Origin of the sequence: Erythrobacter sanguineus, assembly GCF_900143235.1 — a bacterium.
Lineage (GTDB): Bacteria > Pseudomonadota > Alphaproteobacteria > Sphingomonadales > Sphingomonadaceae > Erythrobacter > Erythrobacter sanguineus.
This window is the reverse complement of the sequence record NZ_FRDF01000013.1, coordinates 1-16,604: the sequence shown is the minus strand read 5'-3', so window position 1 is coordinate 16,604 and position 16,604 is coordinate 1. Positions and strand designations below refer to the sequence as shown.

At 63.1% G+C, this 16,604-nt stretch carries 12 protein-coding genes; 9 read left to right on the top strand and 3 right to left on the bottom strand.

Annotated features, from left to right (window positions below; translation table 11 throughout):
- Nucleotides 1–39 precede the first annotated feature (39 nt).
- Genes BUA05_RS11120 through BUA05_RS11100 form a run of 5 tightly spaced genes read left to right on the top strand, consistent with a single transcriptional unit; the run spans nucleotide 40 to nucleotide 6,691 of the window.
- Entirely contained in the window at nucleotides 40–2,199 is a 2,160-nt protein-coding gene (locus tag BUA05_RS11120; protein ID WP_072675093.1) for a TonB-dependent siderophore receptor, read from the top strand.
- 22 nt (nucleotides 2,200–2,221) lie between these two features.
- Nucleotides 2,222–2,941 carry an ABC transporter ATP-binding protein gene (locus BUA05_RS11115; protein WP_072675092.1) on the top strand — a complete coding sequence of 240 codons (720 nt, stop codon included), beginning with the start codon at nucleotides 2,222–2,224 and terminating at the stop codon, nucleotides 2,939–2,941.
- The gene (locus BUA05_RS11110) at nucleotides 2,938–4,374 is read left to right on the top strand and encodes a DUF3526 domain-containing protein (RefSeq protein WP_072675091.1); all 1,437 of its coding nucleotides are present in this window, start codon (nucleotides 2,938–2,940) and stop codon (nucleotides 4,372–4,374) included. The genes BUA05_RS11115 and BUA05_RS11110 overlap by 4 nt, the downstream gene beginning before the upstream one ends.
- Nucleotides 4,371–5,618: a DUF3526 domain-containing protein gene (locus tag BUA05_RS11105; RefSeq protein ID WP_072675090.1), complete on the top strand. Its 1,248-nt coding sequence runs from the start codon at nucleotides 4,371–4,373 to the stop codon at nucleotides 5,616–5,618. Before BUA05_RS11110 ends, BUA05_RS11105 begins: the two co-directional genes overlap by 4 nt.
- Nucleotides 5,618–6,691 carry a M14 family metallopeptidase gene (locus BUA05_RS11100; RefSeq protein ID WP_178139178.1) on the top strand — a complete coding sequence of 358 codons (1,074 nt, stop codon included), beginning with the start codon at nucleotides 5,618–5,620 and terminating at the stop codon, nucleotides 6,689–6,691. The genes BUA05_RS11105 and BUA05_RS11100 overlap by 1 nt, the downstream gene beginning before the upstream one ends.
- 221 nt (nucleotides 6,692–6,912) lie before the next feature.
- Here BUA05_RS11100 and BUA05_RS11095 read toward each other — a convergent pair whose 3' ends face one another.
- Nucleotides 6,913–7,941: a LacI family DNA-binding transcriptional regulator gene (locus BUA05_RS11095; protein ID WP_072675088.1), complete on the bottom strand. Its 1,029-nt coding sequence runs from the start codon at nucleotides 7,939–7,941 to the stop codon at nucleotides 6,913–6,915.
- Between the two features lies 1 nt (nucleotide 7,942).
- Nucleotides 7,943–9,283, bottom strand: coding sequence for an MFS transporter (locus BUA05_RS11090; RefSeq protein WP_072675087.1), 1,341 nt, complete (start codon nucleotides 9,281–9,283; stop codon nucleotides 7,943–7,945).
- 167 nt (nucleotides 9,284–9,450) lie between these two features.
- Here BUA05_RS11090 and BUA05_RS11085 point away from each other — a divergent pair, with 167 nt between their 5' ends.
- From BUA05_RS11085 to BUA05_RS11075, 3 genes are all read left to right on the top strand, one after another.
- Nucleotides 9,451–11,916, top strand: coding sequence for a TonB-dependent receptor domain-containing protein (locus tag BUA05_RS11085; protein WP_072675086.1), 2,466 nt, complete (start codon nucleotides 9,451–9,453; stop codon nucleotides 11,914–11,916).
- An 89-nt stretch (nucleotides 11,917–12,005) separates the two neighbouring features.
- Nucleotides 12,006–13,091, top strand: a complete 1,086-nt coding sequence (locus BUA05_RS11080) for a glycoside hydrolase family 68 protein (protein WP_072675085.1) — start codon at nucleotides 12,006–12,008, stop codon at nucleotides 13,089–13,091.
- The gene (locus BUA05_RS11075) at nucleotides 13,091–13,957 is read left to right on the top strand and encodes an ROK family protein (RefSeq protein WP_072675084.1); all 867 of its coding nucleotides are present in this window, start codon (nucleotides 13,091–13,093) and stop codon (nucleotides 13,955–13,957) included. Before BUA05_RS11080 ends, BUA05_RS11075 begins: the two co-directional genes overlap by 1 nt.
- 451 nt (nucleotides 13,958–14,408) lie before the next feature.
- Here BUA05_RS11075 and BUA05_RS11070 read toward each other — a convergent pair whose 3' ends face one another.
- Nucleotides 14,409–15,995, bottom strand: a complete 1,587-nt coding sequence (locus BUA05_RS11070; protein WP_072675083.1) for an adenylate/guanylate cyclase domain-containing protein — start codon at nucleotides 15,993–15,995, stop codon at nucleotides 14,409–14,411.
- Nucleotides 15,996–16,379: 384 nt separating this feature from the next.
- Between BUA05_RS11070 and BUA05_RS11060 the strand changes: the two genes are divergently transcribed.
- On the top strand, nucleotides 16,380–16,604 hold a 225-nt coding region (locus BUA05_RS11060; protein WP_143150305.1), incomplete at its 3' end, for a transposase.

Sequence of the window (16,604 nt, the reverse complement as noted above, 5' to 3'; positions counted from 1 at the left end):
AACCTCTCATCAGGGCCCATTCTCTCGTCAGGAATTGTGATGAAAAGTGATCGCGCCAGTTTTGCGGCCTCTCTCCTTGGGGTGTGCGCCGTTGTTCTTGCAGCGCCAGCGCAGGCCGAAAGCCTGGCCGGGGCCGACAGCGAGGCAGCAAACGACACCGAAGACGGCATCCTCATCACCGCCACCCGTCCGGCCTATCGCGGCGATTTCGAGGGGCTTGAAATCCCGCAGATCGAACTCGTGATCGGCCAGCAGCAATTGCGCGACATCAACGCGCTGGATCTCAACACCGCGCTCGACCTTTCGGCCTCGGTTGCCCGGCAGAACAATTTCGGCGGGCTGTGGAATGCTTTTGCGGTGCGCGGTTTTGTCGGCGACGAAAACCTGCCGAGCAATTACCTCGTCAACGGCTTCAACGCCGGGCGCGGTTTTGCCGGGCCGCGCGATCTTTCCGGGGTCGAAGCGGTCGAAATCCTGAAAGGTCCGCGCGCAGCGCTGTTCGGGCGGGGGGAGCCGGGCGGGACGATCAACCTCGTCACCAAGCGGCCCAAGTTCGAAAGCGCGGGCGAAATCCGGCTGCTGGCCGGATCATTCGACACCTATCGCGCCGATGCCGATTTGCAGACCACGCTGGGCGATAATGTCGGGGTTCGCTTTGTCGGCTTCTACGAGGATGCGGGCAGTTTCCGTGACACGATCGAAACCGAGCGGTTCGGCTTCATGCCCTCGATCGCGGTCAAGCTGTCGGATGCGACCCGGCTGGTCTACGAGCTCGAATATGCCCGTCAGGAAATCCCGTTTGATCGCGGCGTTGTTGCGGTGGACGGGCAGCTTGGCGTGATCCCGCAGAGCCGCTTCCTTGGCGAACCCGGCGAAGGGCCGAACATTGCCGAAGTGTTCGGCCACCAGATCGAGTTGCAACACGATTTCTCCGACAACTGGAGCGCGCTGGTCGGGGTCAATTACCGCGACACCTCGCTTTCCGGCACCTCGACCGAGGCCGAACTGACCGGCAGCCGCCAGCTGCTTTTCCGCGACGGGCGCACGCTCACCCGCCAGCGGCGTTTCCGCGATTATGATGCGACCTATTTCGTCGCCCGCGCCGAACTCGCAGGCAATTTCGCCACCGGCGATATCACCCACCGCGTGCTGATCGGCGCGGATACAGACCGGTTTGAAAATGATCAGGTGTTCCTGCGCGCCCGTGCGCCCTCGCTCGCCAGCAATCCAAGCTTGCAGCAATTGCAGGCGATCGACATTTTCGATCCCGTCTATGGTCAGTTCCCGCTCCCCACACTCGGCCCGCTGACCGATCGGGTGGAAGTGCAGAAGGCGACCGGGATTTATGCGCAATACCAGATCGGCTTTTCGGAAAGCTTCGAATTGCGTGTCGGCGGGCGCTATGACGATTATGATCAGCGCCTGACCAACCGCGCCAACGGCAATGTGGCGCGCACCGGGGAAAGCCGCTTCAGTCCGCAGGTCGGTGCGGTGTACCGGGCGACGCCGGAACTGTCGCTTTATGCCACCTATGGCGAGAATTTCCGCCCGCTGTCGGGCACGGATTTTGCCGGCAATCCGTTCGATCCCAACCTTTCGGAATCGCTCGAAGGCGGGATCAAATATGCCGCCGCCAATGGCCGCATGACCGCGACCGCCAGCGTCTTTTCGATCCAGCAATCGAATATCCTCGTCGCTGATCAGCTCAATGCCGGGTTCACTCTGGCAGCGGGCGAGGCGCGCAGCCGGGGCTTTGAATTCGACTTCAACGGCGAAATTGCGACCGGGCTCGATCTGTGGGTGTCCTATGCCTATGTCGATGCTCAGGTCAGGAATGATGTCGCTGATCCCGATTTCGGCCTGCCGATCGAAGCGGGTGACCGCTTGCTCAATATCCCCGAACACACGCTGAGCGTGCAGCTGGCCTATTCCACCCGCATCGCCGGGCGCGAGGCGCGTTTCGGTGGCGGGGTGCTGCATGTGGGTGAGCGGCTGGGCGAGGTCGGCACGGATTTCGAACTGCCCGATTACACCCTTGCGCGGGTCTTTGCGGAGACGGAACTGACGCAGGGCGTGCGCTTGCGGCTGGACATTGACAACCTGTTCGATACCGACTGGTTCAGCAATTCCTTCTCCCAGCTCTGGGTTCAGCCTGGCACGCCGCGCAATGCCCGGGTGACCGCGAGCTTTGCTTTCTGATAGCCGATACGGGACCTTGCCCATGACCCCATCACTCGAAGCCCGCTCGCTCTCGTTGGTGCGTGATGGCAATGTTGTCCTCAATCAGGTGTCCTTCACGGCCGCGCCGGGCGAGGTCTATGCCCTGCTTGGCGGCAACGGGGCGGGGAAATCGACGACTTTGCTGACCTTCCTCGGCTTTCTCCAGCCTTCGGGCGGCAAGGTGCTGGTCGGCGGGCGCGAGGTGGCGGCCGATATCGAGGCGGCGCGGGCGCAGATCGCCTATCTGCCCGAGGCGGCGTCGCTTTACGGCCATCTCGATGCCTATGAAAACCTTAGCTATTTCCTTGATCTGGCGGGGCGCAAGGTGACGCGCGCGGCGATTGACGCGGCGCTGGATCAGGTTGCCCTCCCGCATGCGGCGCGGACCCGGAGAATGCAGGCATTTTCCAAGGGGATGCGGCAGAAGACCGCGATTGCGCTGGCGCTGCTGCGCGATACGCCGATCCTGCTGCTGGACGAGCCGACGTCGGGCCTTGATCCTGTCGCGATTGATGAATTTCACGACATGGTGAAGGCGTTGGCCGCTGCCGGTCGCACGGTGCTGATGGTGACACATGATGTCTATGGCGCCTGTCAGGTTGCCGACCGCGTGGGCCTTCTGCGCGGGGGCCGGTTGGTGGGCAGTTTCGAGGCGGCAGAAGGCCAACGGATCGATACCGAGACCGTCCACGCCGCCTTTGCCGAGCGTGAGGCTGCGTGAACACCGTCCTGCTGATCGCGCGCGAGGAATGGCGGCTATGGGCCCGTTCGCGGGTGGTGCTGGTGGCGGCGCTGATCGTGGCCGTGCTGCTCGCTGTGACCAGTGCGATCACCGCTGCGCGCGTCGGTGATGAGGCGGCAAAGCGCACTGCACGGCAGGCGAGCGCCGAGGCGACCTTCTTTGCCCAGCCCGACCGGCACCCGCACCGCATGGTGCATTATGGCCACTACGCCTTCCGCTCGCCCCCGCCGCTGGCCGCCTTCGATCCGGGGGTGGATGCCGTGACGGGGCAGTCGATCTTCCTCGAAGGCCACCGTCAGAACACCGCGATGTTCGCCGACACCCGTTCGGGCGCTGACCTCGGCGGGTTTGCTGCGCTGAACCCGGCCAATCTCTATCAATTGTTGCTGCCGCTGCTGCTGATTATCATCGGCCACGGCATGGTGCTACGTGAACGCGAAAGCGGCACATTGGCGGTGATGCTGGCGCAGGGACAATCCGGGCTGGCCATCGCGGGCGGCAAGGCGCTGGCGCTGGCAGGGGTGGCGGCGCTGTTCCTGTTGCCGGTCGCGGGGCTTGCGGGCTTTTCGGTTGCGGCCGGAGAAGCACCATTGGCGGCAGCAATCCTGGTCGCGGGCTACGCGCTTTACCTTGGCGTTTGGGTGGCGCTGGTGCTGGCGGTGTCGCTGCTGGTGCGCCAGCGCAGCGTGGCGCTCGGCCTGCTGGTGTTTGCCTGGCTGCTGATCGCGCTGATCGTGCCGCGGCTCGCCATCAATGCGGGCAGCGCGGCGGTCGATGCGCCGGGCAAGATCGAAAGCGACCTTGTGATGCTGGCGCAGCAGCGCGCCCTTGGGGATGGGCATAATGCTGCCGATCCGGCGTTCGATGCGCTGCAGAAGCAGGTGCTCGAACAATATGAAGCCGCCAGCATCGAGGAACTGCCGATCAACTGGCGCGGGGTGGTGGCGGGCTATTCCGAGGCGAAGCTGACCGATCTGATGAATGGTTACGCCGAAGCCCGGATGCAGAAGGAAGCGCAGCAATCGCGGATCGTCACGCTGTTCGGCCTTGTGTCGCCGACGCTGGCGGTAGGCGCGTCGTCGCGCACCCTGGCGGGGACTGACCTTGCGACCCATCACCGTTTCCTGCGCGAAAGCGAGGCGCTGCGGTTCGATTTCGTGCAGGGCCTCAATGATCTCCACGCCAAGGCGTTGACCTATGCCGATGATGCAGCGCGCAGTGCCGATCCCGAGGCGGAGGCGCGCACCCGCGTCAATGCCGATGCGTGGCGGCTGCTCGAGACCTTCCGTTTCGTCCCCGATCCTGCCACCCAGCGGGTCGCCCGCGCGGGCCTGCCGCTGGCGTTGATGCTGATCTGGCTGGCGGCGCTGGGCGGCGTGATCGCGGTTGGCGCGCGCAGGCTGCGGCCATGAGCGCGGTGCTGCGCGAGGCGCGGTTTCTGCTGCGCGATCGGGGGGCGCTCCTGTGGATCATGCTCGCCTTGCTGCTGTCGGTGGCGGCAACCGGTTTCGGCATTGCCGAAGTGCGCGATCAGCGCGCGACCATCGCCGAGCTGCTGGTTGAGGATGCCAGGGACCGCGCCAACGCGCTGGCTGGTCAATCGGACTGGGGGGGCGCGGCCTATGCCGCCTTTCACCTCACCTATGCCCCGCCATCGGAGTTTTCCTTTGCCGCCCTTGGCCAACGTGACACGGCGCCCTGGCTGCACCGCGTGCGGATGCTCGCGCTGGAAGGGCAGATCCACGAGGCCGACACAAAGAACGCCGATTTCGGCCTGATCGGGCGGTTCGACTTTGCCTTTCTGGCCGCTGCCGTGGCCCCGTTGCTGCTGATCCTGCTGCTGCATGATCTGCGCGGGCAGGAGCGTGTGGCAGGACGGCATGATCTGCTGGTGGCGACCGCGGGCAAGCCTTCGCGCCTGTGGCTGCCGCGCGCGGGCCTGCGTTTTGCCGGCCTGGCGACCGCGCTGCTGCTGCCGTTCTGGGCCGGTGCGGCGATCGAGGGCGCGGGGATGGCAAAGGTGCTTGCGGCCAGCGCGCTGGTGCTGGGCGCGCTTGCGCTGTGGTGGCTGATCATTGAACTGGTCGGCCGTGCGCAGGCCAGCCCGCCGGTGCTGCTGACCGCGCTGGTCGGCATCTGGCTTGCGCTGGCCTTGCTGGTGCCGGCGGTCGCGCGGGCAGCGATCGAAGCGTCCACGCCTGTGCCCGATGGTGCGGAGATCCTGATGCTCCAGCGCGAGGCTGTGAACGGCGCATGGGACCTGCCCAAGGAAGCGACGATGCGCCCGTTCCTTGCCGCCCACCCCGAATGGGAGCCGCTGGGCGAGGTCACCAGGCCGTTCGAATGGAAATGGTACTTCGCGTTCCAGCAGGTCGGCGACGGGCAGGCCGCGCCGGTGGCCAAGGCCTATCGCGAAGGCCGGATCGCGCGTGACCGGGCCGCCGGGATCGCCGCTTTCCTGTCCCCCACGGCGCTGGTCGAGCGCGGGTTCGAACGGTTGGCGGCAACCGATACCGCTGCCATGATCGCCTATGAGGACGCAGTGCGCGCCTACCACGGCGAATTGCGCGCCTTCTATTACCCGATGCTGTTCCGCGACCCGCCCTATGATCCGGCTGTTTTATCGCAATTGCCGGGCTATACTCCTGCGCAATGATGACATTTCGCCTTCTGCTTGCCGCCCTGTTGCTTGCCATTGTTCCGATTTCTGCGTCGGCGCAGCCTGCGCCTGCGCCTGCGCCTTTTGGCATGGCCGGGACAAGCATCGCGCCGGACAGCCGGGCGGATTTCCGCATCCCGGTGCCCGAAGGCAGCGACGGCGCGACCTTCATCCCGGTCACGGTGATCCACGGCGCAAAGCCCGGCCCGGTGCTGGCGGTGGTCGCCGGGGTGCACGGCTTCGAATTCGCATCAATCCTCGCTGCCGAACGGTTGGCCGAACGGGTCGATCCGTCGCAGCTTGCCGGAACGCTGGTGCTGGTGCGCATCGCCAATATTCCCGGCTTCGAAGGGCGATCGCCCAACGTCAATCCGGTTGACCGGAAGAACCTCAACCGGGTGTTCCCCGGCGACCCCCAAGGCACCCAGACCGAACGCATGGCTGACCTCATCGCCCGCGAGGTGGTGGCGCGCAGCACCTTCCTGATGGATGTGCACAGCGGCGACGGGGCTGAATTCCTCGATGCATTCGTGGGCGTCTATGGCGGGCCGCTGGCCACCGACTTCCCGCTGGCGTTAAAGGTTGCGCAGGGTTTCGGCTTTCCCAACATCGTGCGCTATTCGATGGAAACACAGGAACAGATCGACCGCGGGCGCTCGCTCAACCGGCAGGGCGTGGCCGCGGGCAAGCCCACCATCCTTGTCGAGATCGGCCAGAACGGCAGCCGCGAGGAAGCGCATGTCGCGGCCATCGCCGCCGGTGTCGAGAATGCGCTGGTTGTCCTTGGCATGGCCGATGGGCCCATGCGCGATGTGCCGCCAAGCCTGCGCCTGTTCGAAGGCACCATTGCCGTCGCGGCCACGCACACCGGGATCTATCATCCGCAGAACCCGGCCCCCCGCGCAGTCGCACAGGGCGAACTTATCGGCATCATCCGCGATTACACCGGCAAGGAGGTGGAGCGGCTCCATTCGCCGATCGATGGTTACACGCTTTACGGCATCACGGGTCCGCCGGTGGAGGCCGGTGACGGGGTGGCAACGATCGCGATCCCGGCATCGGGCTTTTGATCACCGTCACAGCGGGACTGCGAACCGGCAGCGCGTGCAGCCATTCACGCGCGGGGCGGGCAGGTCAGAGCAATCGAAAGGTGCCGCTATCGCGGCGACCATGGGGCCGCAGGGGAGATGCCCTTTGCCCCCTTCCGCAGATGGGGACGGCAAGCGCTTCAGGTTCTTGAATGACCATGCTTTCCGGGTGACCGGGTGATCCCGCCCGGCTCGACAGTGCTCTATGCCGATTGGCGGATCACCAGTTGCGGGGGCAGCACCAGGCTCTCGGTCTCCTCGCCCGCCAGGCGCCGCAGCAGCAGGTGCACCATCCCGCGCGCGCCTGCGGCGATGTCCTGCCGGATGGTGGTGAGCGGCGGCGCGGTCTGGCGCGCGATCGGCAGGTCATCAAACCCGACCAGCCGCACCGTCTCAGGCACCGCAAGGTCGCGTTCACGCAGCGCGGTAAGGCACAGCGCCGCGAGCGTGTCGGTGGCCGCGAAGATCCCGTCGACCTGGCCTTGGGTCGCGGCGAGATGGCCGGCGATCTCCTCGCTCGCGCGGTCGGGCGAGAGGTGCGTGGGCAGAGCGATGATTTCGACCCCGAGCCTTGCTGCGGCATCGCAGGCTCCGGCGAAGCGGGCGGCGAATTCCATCGGCCCGGTATCGCCCAGAAAGGCAAGGCGGCGCGCGCCCGCCGCGATCAGCCGTTCCACCGCCATCCGCCCGCCGAGGCGGTTATCAGTGCCGACCACGCAGTGCCGCTGGCCTTCCTTGTGATTGCCCCACACCACCATCGGCAGATAGCCGTCGGCGACGTCCTCGATCAGGGCGAACTGGTCGGACTGGCCAATCACGATCACCCCGTCGATCATCCCCGATCCGATGAAACGGTCGAGCCAGTCGGCATCGTCGCCGGGCACCACCCGGCGCAGCATCAGATCATAGCCTTCCTGCGTGAGTTCGTCGGCGAGGAAGCCGAGCAGGGTCATGAAGAAACCGTCAGAAATCTGCTGGCGGGAATCGTGCCCCATCGGAATGACGACGCCGATCACACCGGTCTTCTGGCGGCGCAATCCGCTCGCCATCTGGTTGGGACGGAAACCGTGCTCGCGGGCGATTGCCTCGATTTTCTCGCGGGTCTTGGTGTTGACGAGGCTTTTGCCGGCAAGCGCGCGCGACACCGTGCCGGGCGAAACTCCCGCGATCCGCGCCAGATCGGTGATGGTGCGCACTGTCCCACGCGCTGTCCGCTCGTCCCCTTTCGCCATTCTAGCCTGTTACCAACCCCTGTTCGCGCAGTTGCCGGTGGCCCGCGTCGACCAGCAGCGTAGCCAGCGCACCGGCCATCATCAAGACGCCGCCCAGCATCAGCACATTGCGCGGATCGCCGCCCAGCAGGGGGCGATAGATCAGCGGCATGGTGAGGGTCTGGATCAGCATCGGGATCACGATGAACAGGTTGAAGATGCCCATATAGATGCCGTTGCGTTCGGGCGGAATGCAATCGGCAAGCATCACATAGGTATTGCCCATCATGCCCGCCCAGCCAATCCCGATGCCAAGCATCAGCACGAACAGCGCGAGCGGCGTTGATGCGCCGGGGATCAGCAGCATTGCCGCGCCCGATGCTGCAAGACACACCGCGTGGACATGACGCGCGCCAAACCGCCGCACGACCGGGATCAGCGCCAGCGCGCCCAGAAAGGCGATGAAATTGTACAATGCGCCCGCCTGCTGGGTGGTCAGGGTCGCTTCGCGGAAGGCGGTGCTGGCGGGATCGCTGGTGTTGTAAAGCGAACGGCCCACCGCAAAGGTGATATATTGCCAGTAAGCGAACATCGCATACCACTGGCACAGCATCGCCGCGGCAAGCTGGCGCATCGGACGCGGCATTTCGCGGATAGCGAGGCCGATTTCGGCAAAGGTCGCGCGCGCGGTGAGCGGGCGGGCCTCAAGATCGGCCTGTTCAGCCGGCGAGAGTGGCAGTTCGGGCACGCGCCAGACCGACCAGACAATGGTGGATATCGACAGGATCGCCCCGATAATGAAGGCCATCCGCACGATCACCGGAATGCCATTGGCATCCAGCACGTCGCGCGCCACAAATGCCGTCAGCAGGCTGGGCGCGAGATAGGACAGCGTCTGGGCAAGGCCGGTAAAGGCGCTCTGGGTCAGGAACCCGGTCGAACGCTGGCCCGGGGTAAGCCGATCAGCGACATAGGCGCGGTATGGCTCCATCGTGATGTTGTTGCCCGCATCGAGGATCCACAGCAGGCTCGCCGCCATCCACAGCGTGCTGGAATAGGGCATGGCGAACAGGCTCAATGTGCAGATCACCGCGCCGATCAGGAAATAGGGCGTGCGGCGGCCCAGCCGGGTGTTGGTGCGATCGCTCATCGCGCCGACAATCGGCTGGATGATGAGGCCCGTCATCGGCCCCGCCAGCCACAACAGCGGCATGGTCGCCTCATCCGCGCCAAGAAAGCCGTAGATCGGCCCCATATTGGCCTGCTGCAGCCCGAAACTGAACTGAAGGCCGAAAAAACCGATGTTCATCTCGATGATTCGCAGCAGCGAAAGCCGTGGCTTTTCCGTCACCTGTTGCCTCATTTTCGATCCTGTCCCGTGCCCTGATCAAGCCAGTGCTGTGGCGTAGACGTGACATGTTTCCGGGTCATTTGCAAACGATTGCATTTTTCCTGTTGCAATCGTTTGCATTAACATTATGCCTTGCAGTGTCGTCGCCAGAGAAGCGCGAACCCGAGAGGAGAATCACCATGAATATTCGTCACGCGCTTTGCGCCGGGGTGGCCGTCTGCGGCCTTGCCAGTCCAGTTGTCGCGCAATCCCGGAGCGACGCCGAAACGGTTGAGACTGAAGACAATGAAATCATCGTCACCGCGGTTGCGCGGGGGCAGAACCGGATTGAAAGCTCGGTTTCGGTCAGCACCATTGGCGCCAATACGATCGCCAATCTCGCTGCGCCTTCTGCTGCCGACCTGATCCGCCAGATCCCCGGCATCCGTTCGGAAGCATCGGGCGGTGAAGGCAACGCCAACATCGCGGTGCGCGGCATTCCGGTCTCGACCGGCGGGGCGCGTTATATCCAGTTGCAGGAAGATGGCCTGCCGATCCTCGAATTCGGCGACATTATCTTTGGCAATGCCGACAACTTCCTGCGCGCCGACCGCAGCGTGGCCCGCGTCGAAGCGGTTCGTGGCGGATCGGCCTCGACCTTCGCCTCGAACGCGCCGGGCGCGGTGATCAACTTCATTTCCAAGACCGGCGAGCGTGAAGGTGGCGCGATCCAGAGCAGCATCGGGCTCGATTTCGAAAGCTACCGGCTCGATTTCGATTACGGCGCACCGCTGGCCGAAGATCTCTATTTCCACGTCGGCGGCTTCTATCGCACCGGCGAAGGCCCGCGCGACATCGGCTATAACGGCTATGATGGCGGCCAGATCAAGGCCAACATCACCAAGGAATTCGATGGCGGCTATGTGCGGTTTCACGCCAAGTATCTCAACGACACGACGCCAACGATCCTGCCGCAGCCGGTGGCTGTTGGCGGCGCCAACGGCAACCCCGATTACAATGCGATCCCCGGTTTCGACCCGCGCACGGATTCGCTTTACAGCCCGTTCCTGACCCCGGCGGTCACGCTGGACGGGAACAACAACCCGGCGCGGTTTGACTTCCGCGACGGATTGTCGGTGCAAAGCCTCGCCTTCGGGATCGAAAGCGAGATCGACGTTGGCGGCGGGTGGACGCTGACCAACCGGTTCCGCTTTGCGGACAATTCGGGCGGGTTCCAGTCGCCGTTTCCGGCCGGGGCGGGCGCGGCGCAGGATATTGCCAACGGCATCGGCGGGGCCGGATCGACCATCGAATTCGCCACCGGGCCGAACGCGGGTGGTCTTGCCAATGCCGCCAATATCGGCGGCAACGGATTGCTCGCCAATGTGGTGGTGTTCAACGTGCGGCTCAACAGCCTCGACAATGTCACCAATGATTTCCGCATCAACAAGGAATTCGACTTCGGCGGTGGCACGGCGAATTTCACCACCGGTTTCTACATGTCGCGTCAGGACGTGAACACCGACTGGCTGTGGACCTCGCATGTCCAGACCGTGGAAGGTGATGGCAACGCCGTGCTGGTCGACATCCGCGATGCGAACGGCGATCTCGTCACCCAGAACGGCACGGTCGGCTTCGGGGCAAGCTTCTTCGGCAATTGCTGCCGCCGCAGTTATGATGTCGCCTACAGCACCTATGCGCCCTTCGCCTCGCTTTCGGTCGAACTCGACCGGCTGACGATCGATGCCAGCATCCGCTATGACTACGGCGATGCCAGCGGCACGATCACCGGTGCTGACAGCGGTTTCGGGGTCGGGCTGGGCAGCTTCGATTTCGACAATGATGGTGCGATCAGTCCGGCTGAAGGGCAGACTTCGGTGCTGCCGCTGGGCAATGCCCGCCCGGTCAATTACGAATTCGATTATTTCAGCTTCTCGCTCGGTGCGAACTATCTCGTGACCGACGATCTCGGGGTGTTTGCACGCTACAGCCAGGGCGGCCGTCACACCGCTGACCGCAGCCTGTTCTCACCCGCGGTCAGCGCCGTGGACGGCGGCCTGCCGGGCGGCGATTCGGGCGTGATCGCAAGGGTCAACCAGCTCGAAGCGGGGCTGAAGTACCAGTCTGGCGGGCTCGGGCTCTATGCCACGGGCTTCTACGCTGAAACCGCCGAGACGAATGTCGACATCGCGCCGGTGGTGCTGTTCGATACCGAATTCGAAGCTTTCGGGATCGAGCTGGAAGGTGCCTATCGCACCGGCCCGTTCACCCTCTCGGCAGGTGCGACATGGACCGATGCGGAGATTGTGGACGCGCTCGATGCCAGCGTGATCGGCAATCGCCCGCGCCGCCAGGCTGATCTCGTCTATCAGGCGACCGCGCAATATGATGCGGACATGTTCACGCTGGGCGCCAATGTGGTTGGTACCACCGACAGCTTCACGCAGGATGTGAACCAGCTGGAGCTGCCCGCCTTTGCACAGGTTAATGCCTTCGTGGCGTTTCGACCAATCGACCGGGTGGAAATCGGGCTGAACGCCACCAACCTGTTCAACGCCATCGGCTTTACCGAGGCGGAAGAAGGCGCGATACCGGCCAACCAGATCGTGCGCGCGCGCTCGATTGCTGGCCGCACGGTGCTCGCTTCGGTACGGTTCGATTTCTAGAGCCACTGCGAAGCGCAAGGGCTGGCCGCTTATACCCCCCGGCGGCCAGCCCCTTTTTTTCCAATGCTGACTTGGGATAGAGTGCTGACATGACCACCGCCTGGATCGCGGACCACGTGCATCGGATCGCGCGGCAGGCTGCGGTGCGGATTCCGCCGGTCATCATGCCCGATCGTTCGGGGCTTGAGTGCGGGCGGCTTTATTGGGACATGTGGCCGGTGCAGGATGCCACTGGCGGGCGCGTGACGGTTGCCGGCCGCGCGCTATGGATGGCGCTGACCGCGCCCGACCGCGGCGATCCGTCGCTCAGGCATTTCGAGGCGAAGATCCACCTGCTTGAGCGGAGGGGCGAGGCATGGGGCGATCTTGGCCCGGTCCTGCCCGATTTCTCCGTGCCCTACGAGCGCGAATGGGCGGGCTCCGCACTGCTCGATAATGGCGTGTTGACGCTGTTCTTCACAGCTGCGGGAACCAGTGCGAAGGCGGGCGGCTACCAGCAGGAGTTATGGGCAGCGACGGGGCGGATCGGCGCGGACGGCCTGCCGCACGACTGGACGGCACCGACACGGCTGATCGCGGGCTACGGCCCTCACTACATGCCTGCCGATGCGCACGAAGGCGAGGCCGGCAAGATCAAGGCATTCCGCGATCCGGCCTATTTCCGCGATCCTGCAGACGGGGGCGAATATCTCGCCTTCACCGCGTCGCTGGCAGGATCGGACAGCGCCTATAATGGTGCCTTCGGGCTGGCGCGCAAGGCGGCTTCGGGGTGGGTTCTGACGGCGCCTTGCCTCCATGCCGAAGGCGTCAACAACGAGCTGGAGCGTGCCCATCTGGTGTTCCACGCGAACCATTACTACGCCTTCTGGTCGACGCAGACCGCGACCTTCGCGCCCGGTCTGCCCGATGCACCGGGGGGACTTTACGGGATGGTGGCGGAATCGATGCAGGGGCCTTGGCGCCCGCTCAACGGCAGCGGACTGGTGCTGGCCAATCCGCCTGATCGCCCGTTTCAGACCTATAGCTGGTATGTCGATGCTTCACTGACGGTCTGCAGCTTCGTCGACATGCTGCCTGACGGGCAATTCGGGGGAGTCCCGGCGCCCTTGCTCCGTCTGGCGCTTGACGGTGATCGGGCCGGCATCACCGCATTGACCAGCGGTTCCGCGGCCTGATGCTTGGCGCGGTCGAGGCGGGCGGCACCAAGTTCGTGCTGGCGGTTGGCCCCGCGCCCGGCCGCATCACCGCGCGCACGCAGATCCCGACCCGTGATCCGGGCACCACGCTGGCCGAGGCGGCAGACTGGTTCGCCGCGCAAGGCACGCTGACGGCGATCGGCATCGGCAGTTTCGGCCCGCTTGAACTCGACCCGGGCTCGCCCCGCTGGGGCTTCATCACCAACACGCCCAAACCGGGCTGGGCCGATTGCGACATCGCCGGTTTCTTCCGCACCCGGTTTGGCGTTCCGGTGGGTCTTGATACCGACGTCAATGCCGCTGCGCTGGCAGAATATGCCGCAGTCCAGGCCGAGGGTTGCCGCAGTCTCGCCTATCTTACCATCGGCACCGGCATCGGCGGTGGACTGGTTCTTGATGGCCAGCCCGTCCACGGCATCGCCCACCCCGAAATGGGCCACATCTTTCCGCGCCGCCATCCGCAAGACCGCGATTTTCCCGGCATCTGTCCGCATCACGGCGACTGCCTCGAAGGCCTTGCCAGCGGCCCTGCGATCAAGGCGCGCTGGGGTGCATCGCTGTCGGAATTGCCCGCCGATCACCCGGGCCACGCGATCATTGCCGATTACATCGCCCAGGCTTGCCACATGCTGTTCGCCACGCTTGCAGTCGAGCGGGTGGTGATCGGCGGGGGCGTGGCCAAGACGTCGGAACTGCTGGCACGGGTTGCCGCGCGCATGGTGGAACTGGGCGCAGGCTACCTCCCGGGCGGGGCGCGTCACCAGATCGCGGCTCCGGTTTACGGCGACAATGCCGGGATTACCGGAGCAGCCATGCTTGCCGATCAGGTCGGCGTGACGTGCTAAGCTGAAGGCGGGAGCAAGCCGTACGAGCCCCTTTCAGACAAACACGGCCGCGCCCGACGACTGGAAACAGCAGCGCCCCGGTCTCTTGTGCAACACGCTGTGCGTAAACGGCGATTGGTCGCCAAGACCGCAGTGCCTCGCCCTTGCAAGCCCAAAGACGGTCCACAGAGAACCTATGATTTTCCGAGGGAAAATGCGGAAAAAAGGTGGCGCGCTTACGCGACTCGAACACGTGACCCCATCATTGCGTATTATCAATACTTTAGATGCATAGTTGTATAGTTTGTTGTATAGTAATTTTCTGTAAAATGCCTTAATTACAGGGACTTGGTGGGGTTGACGCGACATCGCAAAATCCCGTCACCTCAATGCCATAGCATCAACGTGTCGGGTTACCCGACAACACGCCACATCCATGATATCACCGCTGTCGGGCAACACGACCCACACATCACTTTACGCCGCTCCGACGATCATCCAGCGAAGCGGGCGCCCATTCGGCCTTTTCTTGAATAAGAAAACTTGTTTGCGTTGGTCCCAGCCCGCGGATCTCGACTTGACCGCGCTCTTCTAACTCAAAATCGTCGAGCAAGCGGGCGCGCACAGCGCTTGCCACATGGATACGACCAGGCAAACTCGTGCTTTCTAGCCTACTGGCAATGTTCACGACATCACCCCACAGATCATAGCTGTATTTCTGCTTGCCCACGATGCCAGCCACCACTGTACCCGTATGAATTCCCATTCGCATCTGAAGTGTTTGCCCAGATTCCCGATTATAATCATCCAAGGTTTTCAAGGCCGCCAAGGCAAAGCGAGCGACTTGCTGGCAATGAATCGGACTACGCTCGGGAACACCGCCCACGACCATGTAACAATCACCAATGGTCTTGATTTTCTCGAGGCCAAATTCAGCCAGCATCTCATCAAACCTGCCAAAAACATTATTGAGTATATCGACAAGTTTCTGCGGGTGCATAGAAGCGCTAAGCTTTGTAAACCCTACAATATCAGCAAACAGGACCGTAACTTCTGGAAATGTTTCAGCAATGTTGGCCTCGCCCTCCTTGAGGCGATCTGCTATCAAAACGGGCAATATGTTATGAAGCAGCTTTTCGCTGTGAGCCCGCTGCTCATCCAGCTCACGCGCCTTCTGGTGCGCTTCGTTGAGAGATTGCTCCAACCGTTCCGCCATCTCGTCAAAGGCATTGGCGAGCAATGCCACTTCATCGCTGCCAGTATCCCTCGCACGAGCCCCCAACTCACCTGCCGAAATGCGCTCGACTGCCCGCAGCAAGTTCCCCCCCCGCAGAGCCAAGCGGCGGCGCATTTCGAAGGCTAACGCTCCCATCAGAACGAAAAGCAAAATACAGGTCAGGATCAATGCCACCGACAATTTGGCAGCTCGATCATTTGCTATGTCGAGCTCTCCTGAGAGGCGCGCATTCAAAGATTGGATGAAGAGCGCAACAGGCTCCATGATCGAAGCCTTGGCATCGTAATATTCGGGGCTGTATAATAACGCAATCGCAGCAGCCCGTCCAGCAAGCGACGATTCAGCGGCCGCGCTTGAGATAGAGCGCCCCATCAGATCATTCATCGCCATTTCTTCAAGCTTGGCCAGCGTATCAGAGCGTCCCTGGGCATCTTTTAACAGCGCAAACTCTTCCAGAGACAGGCCTGATGCAATCATTCTCTTTTCAAGCGACTGATCCTGATCATTTGTCGCTGTCGGCTCAGGGCGCTGGCCTGCCAGCACCAGTTGCCAATAAACGGACAGGCTTTCATTGGGCGGAGCATACAGGCCGTTTCGCATATCGAGTGTTTGCTTGTAGTATCTGCGATATCGCTCATTACCAGTGGCCGCGAAATTTCGTGCAAACCCAGTCAGCCTCTCGCTCGAGTCAATCAACTCGGTCGCCAGTGCTTGCCCGTGCAAACTGCGCGCACCCGCCTCTTCTGCTATCTCCAACTGACTCTTCAGCAGCAAGGCCAACGAAGCTGCAGCAGCAGACAGTACGGCTGCGGCGATCAACATGTTGAATAACAAGGTTCGTATTGTCACTCGCTGATCTCCGACCTTAATCGAACACGTTTAAAAACATGCCGCGCGGTTAATACGCAGTCGGTTCTAGCACTGCCTTGAAATTGGATCATGATACGCAACAACACCGAACATCCGCGATATCGCCGTTTTCGGGTAACACGACCCACACATCACTTTGCCGCTTTGCGCAGTGGCCGTGCCAGACCCATCTGCGCCAAATGCCCGTCAAGCTCGCCAGCGTTCACTGCTGCGATCACAGCATCAATGGCCGGTTCGAAGTCGCGCGGCATTGTCCCCCGTCAGCACCAATGGCACAGATTTGAGGTTGTGATTTAAGGAGGGTTGGGGCTTCGTCGTAGTGACGAAGGAACGAAGATGAAGACCCAACCCTCCTTGAAGAAATCGCCCCCCAAGAAGGCCCCTGCCGAGCGGGTGGTGAAGGACATCCGGCGTGCAACCCGTCGCCATTTCTCGGCTGAGGACAAGATCCGCATCGTGCTCGATGGCCTACGCGGCGAGGACAGCATCGCCGAGCTGTGCCGGAAGGAAGGCATCGCCCAGAGCTTGTATTACACCTGGTCCAAGGAGTTCATGGAAGCA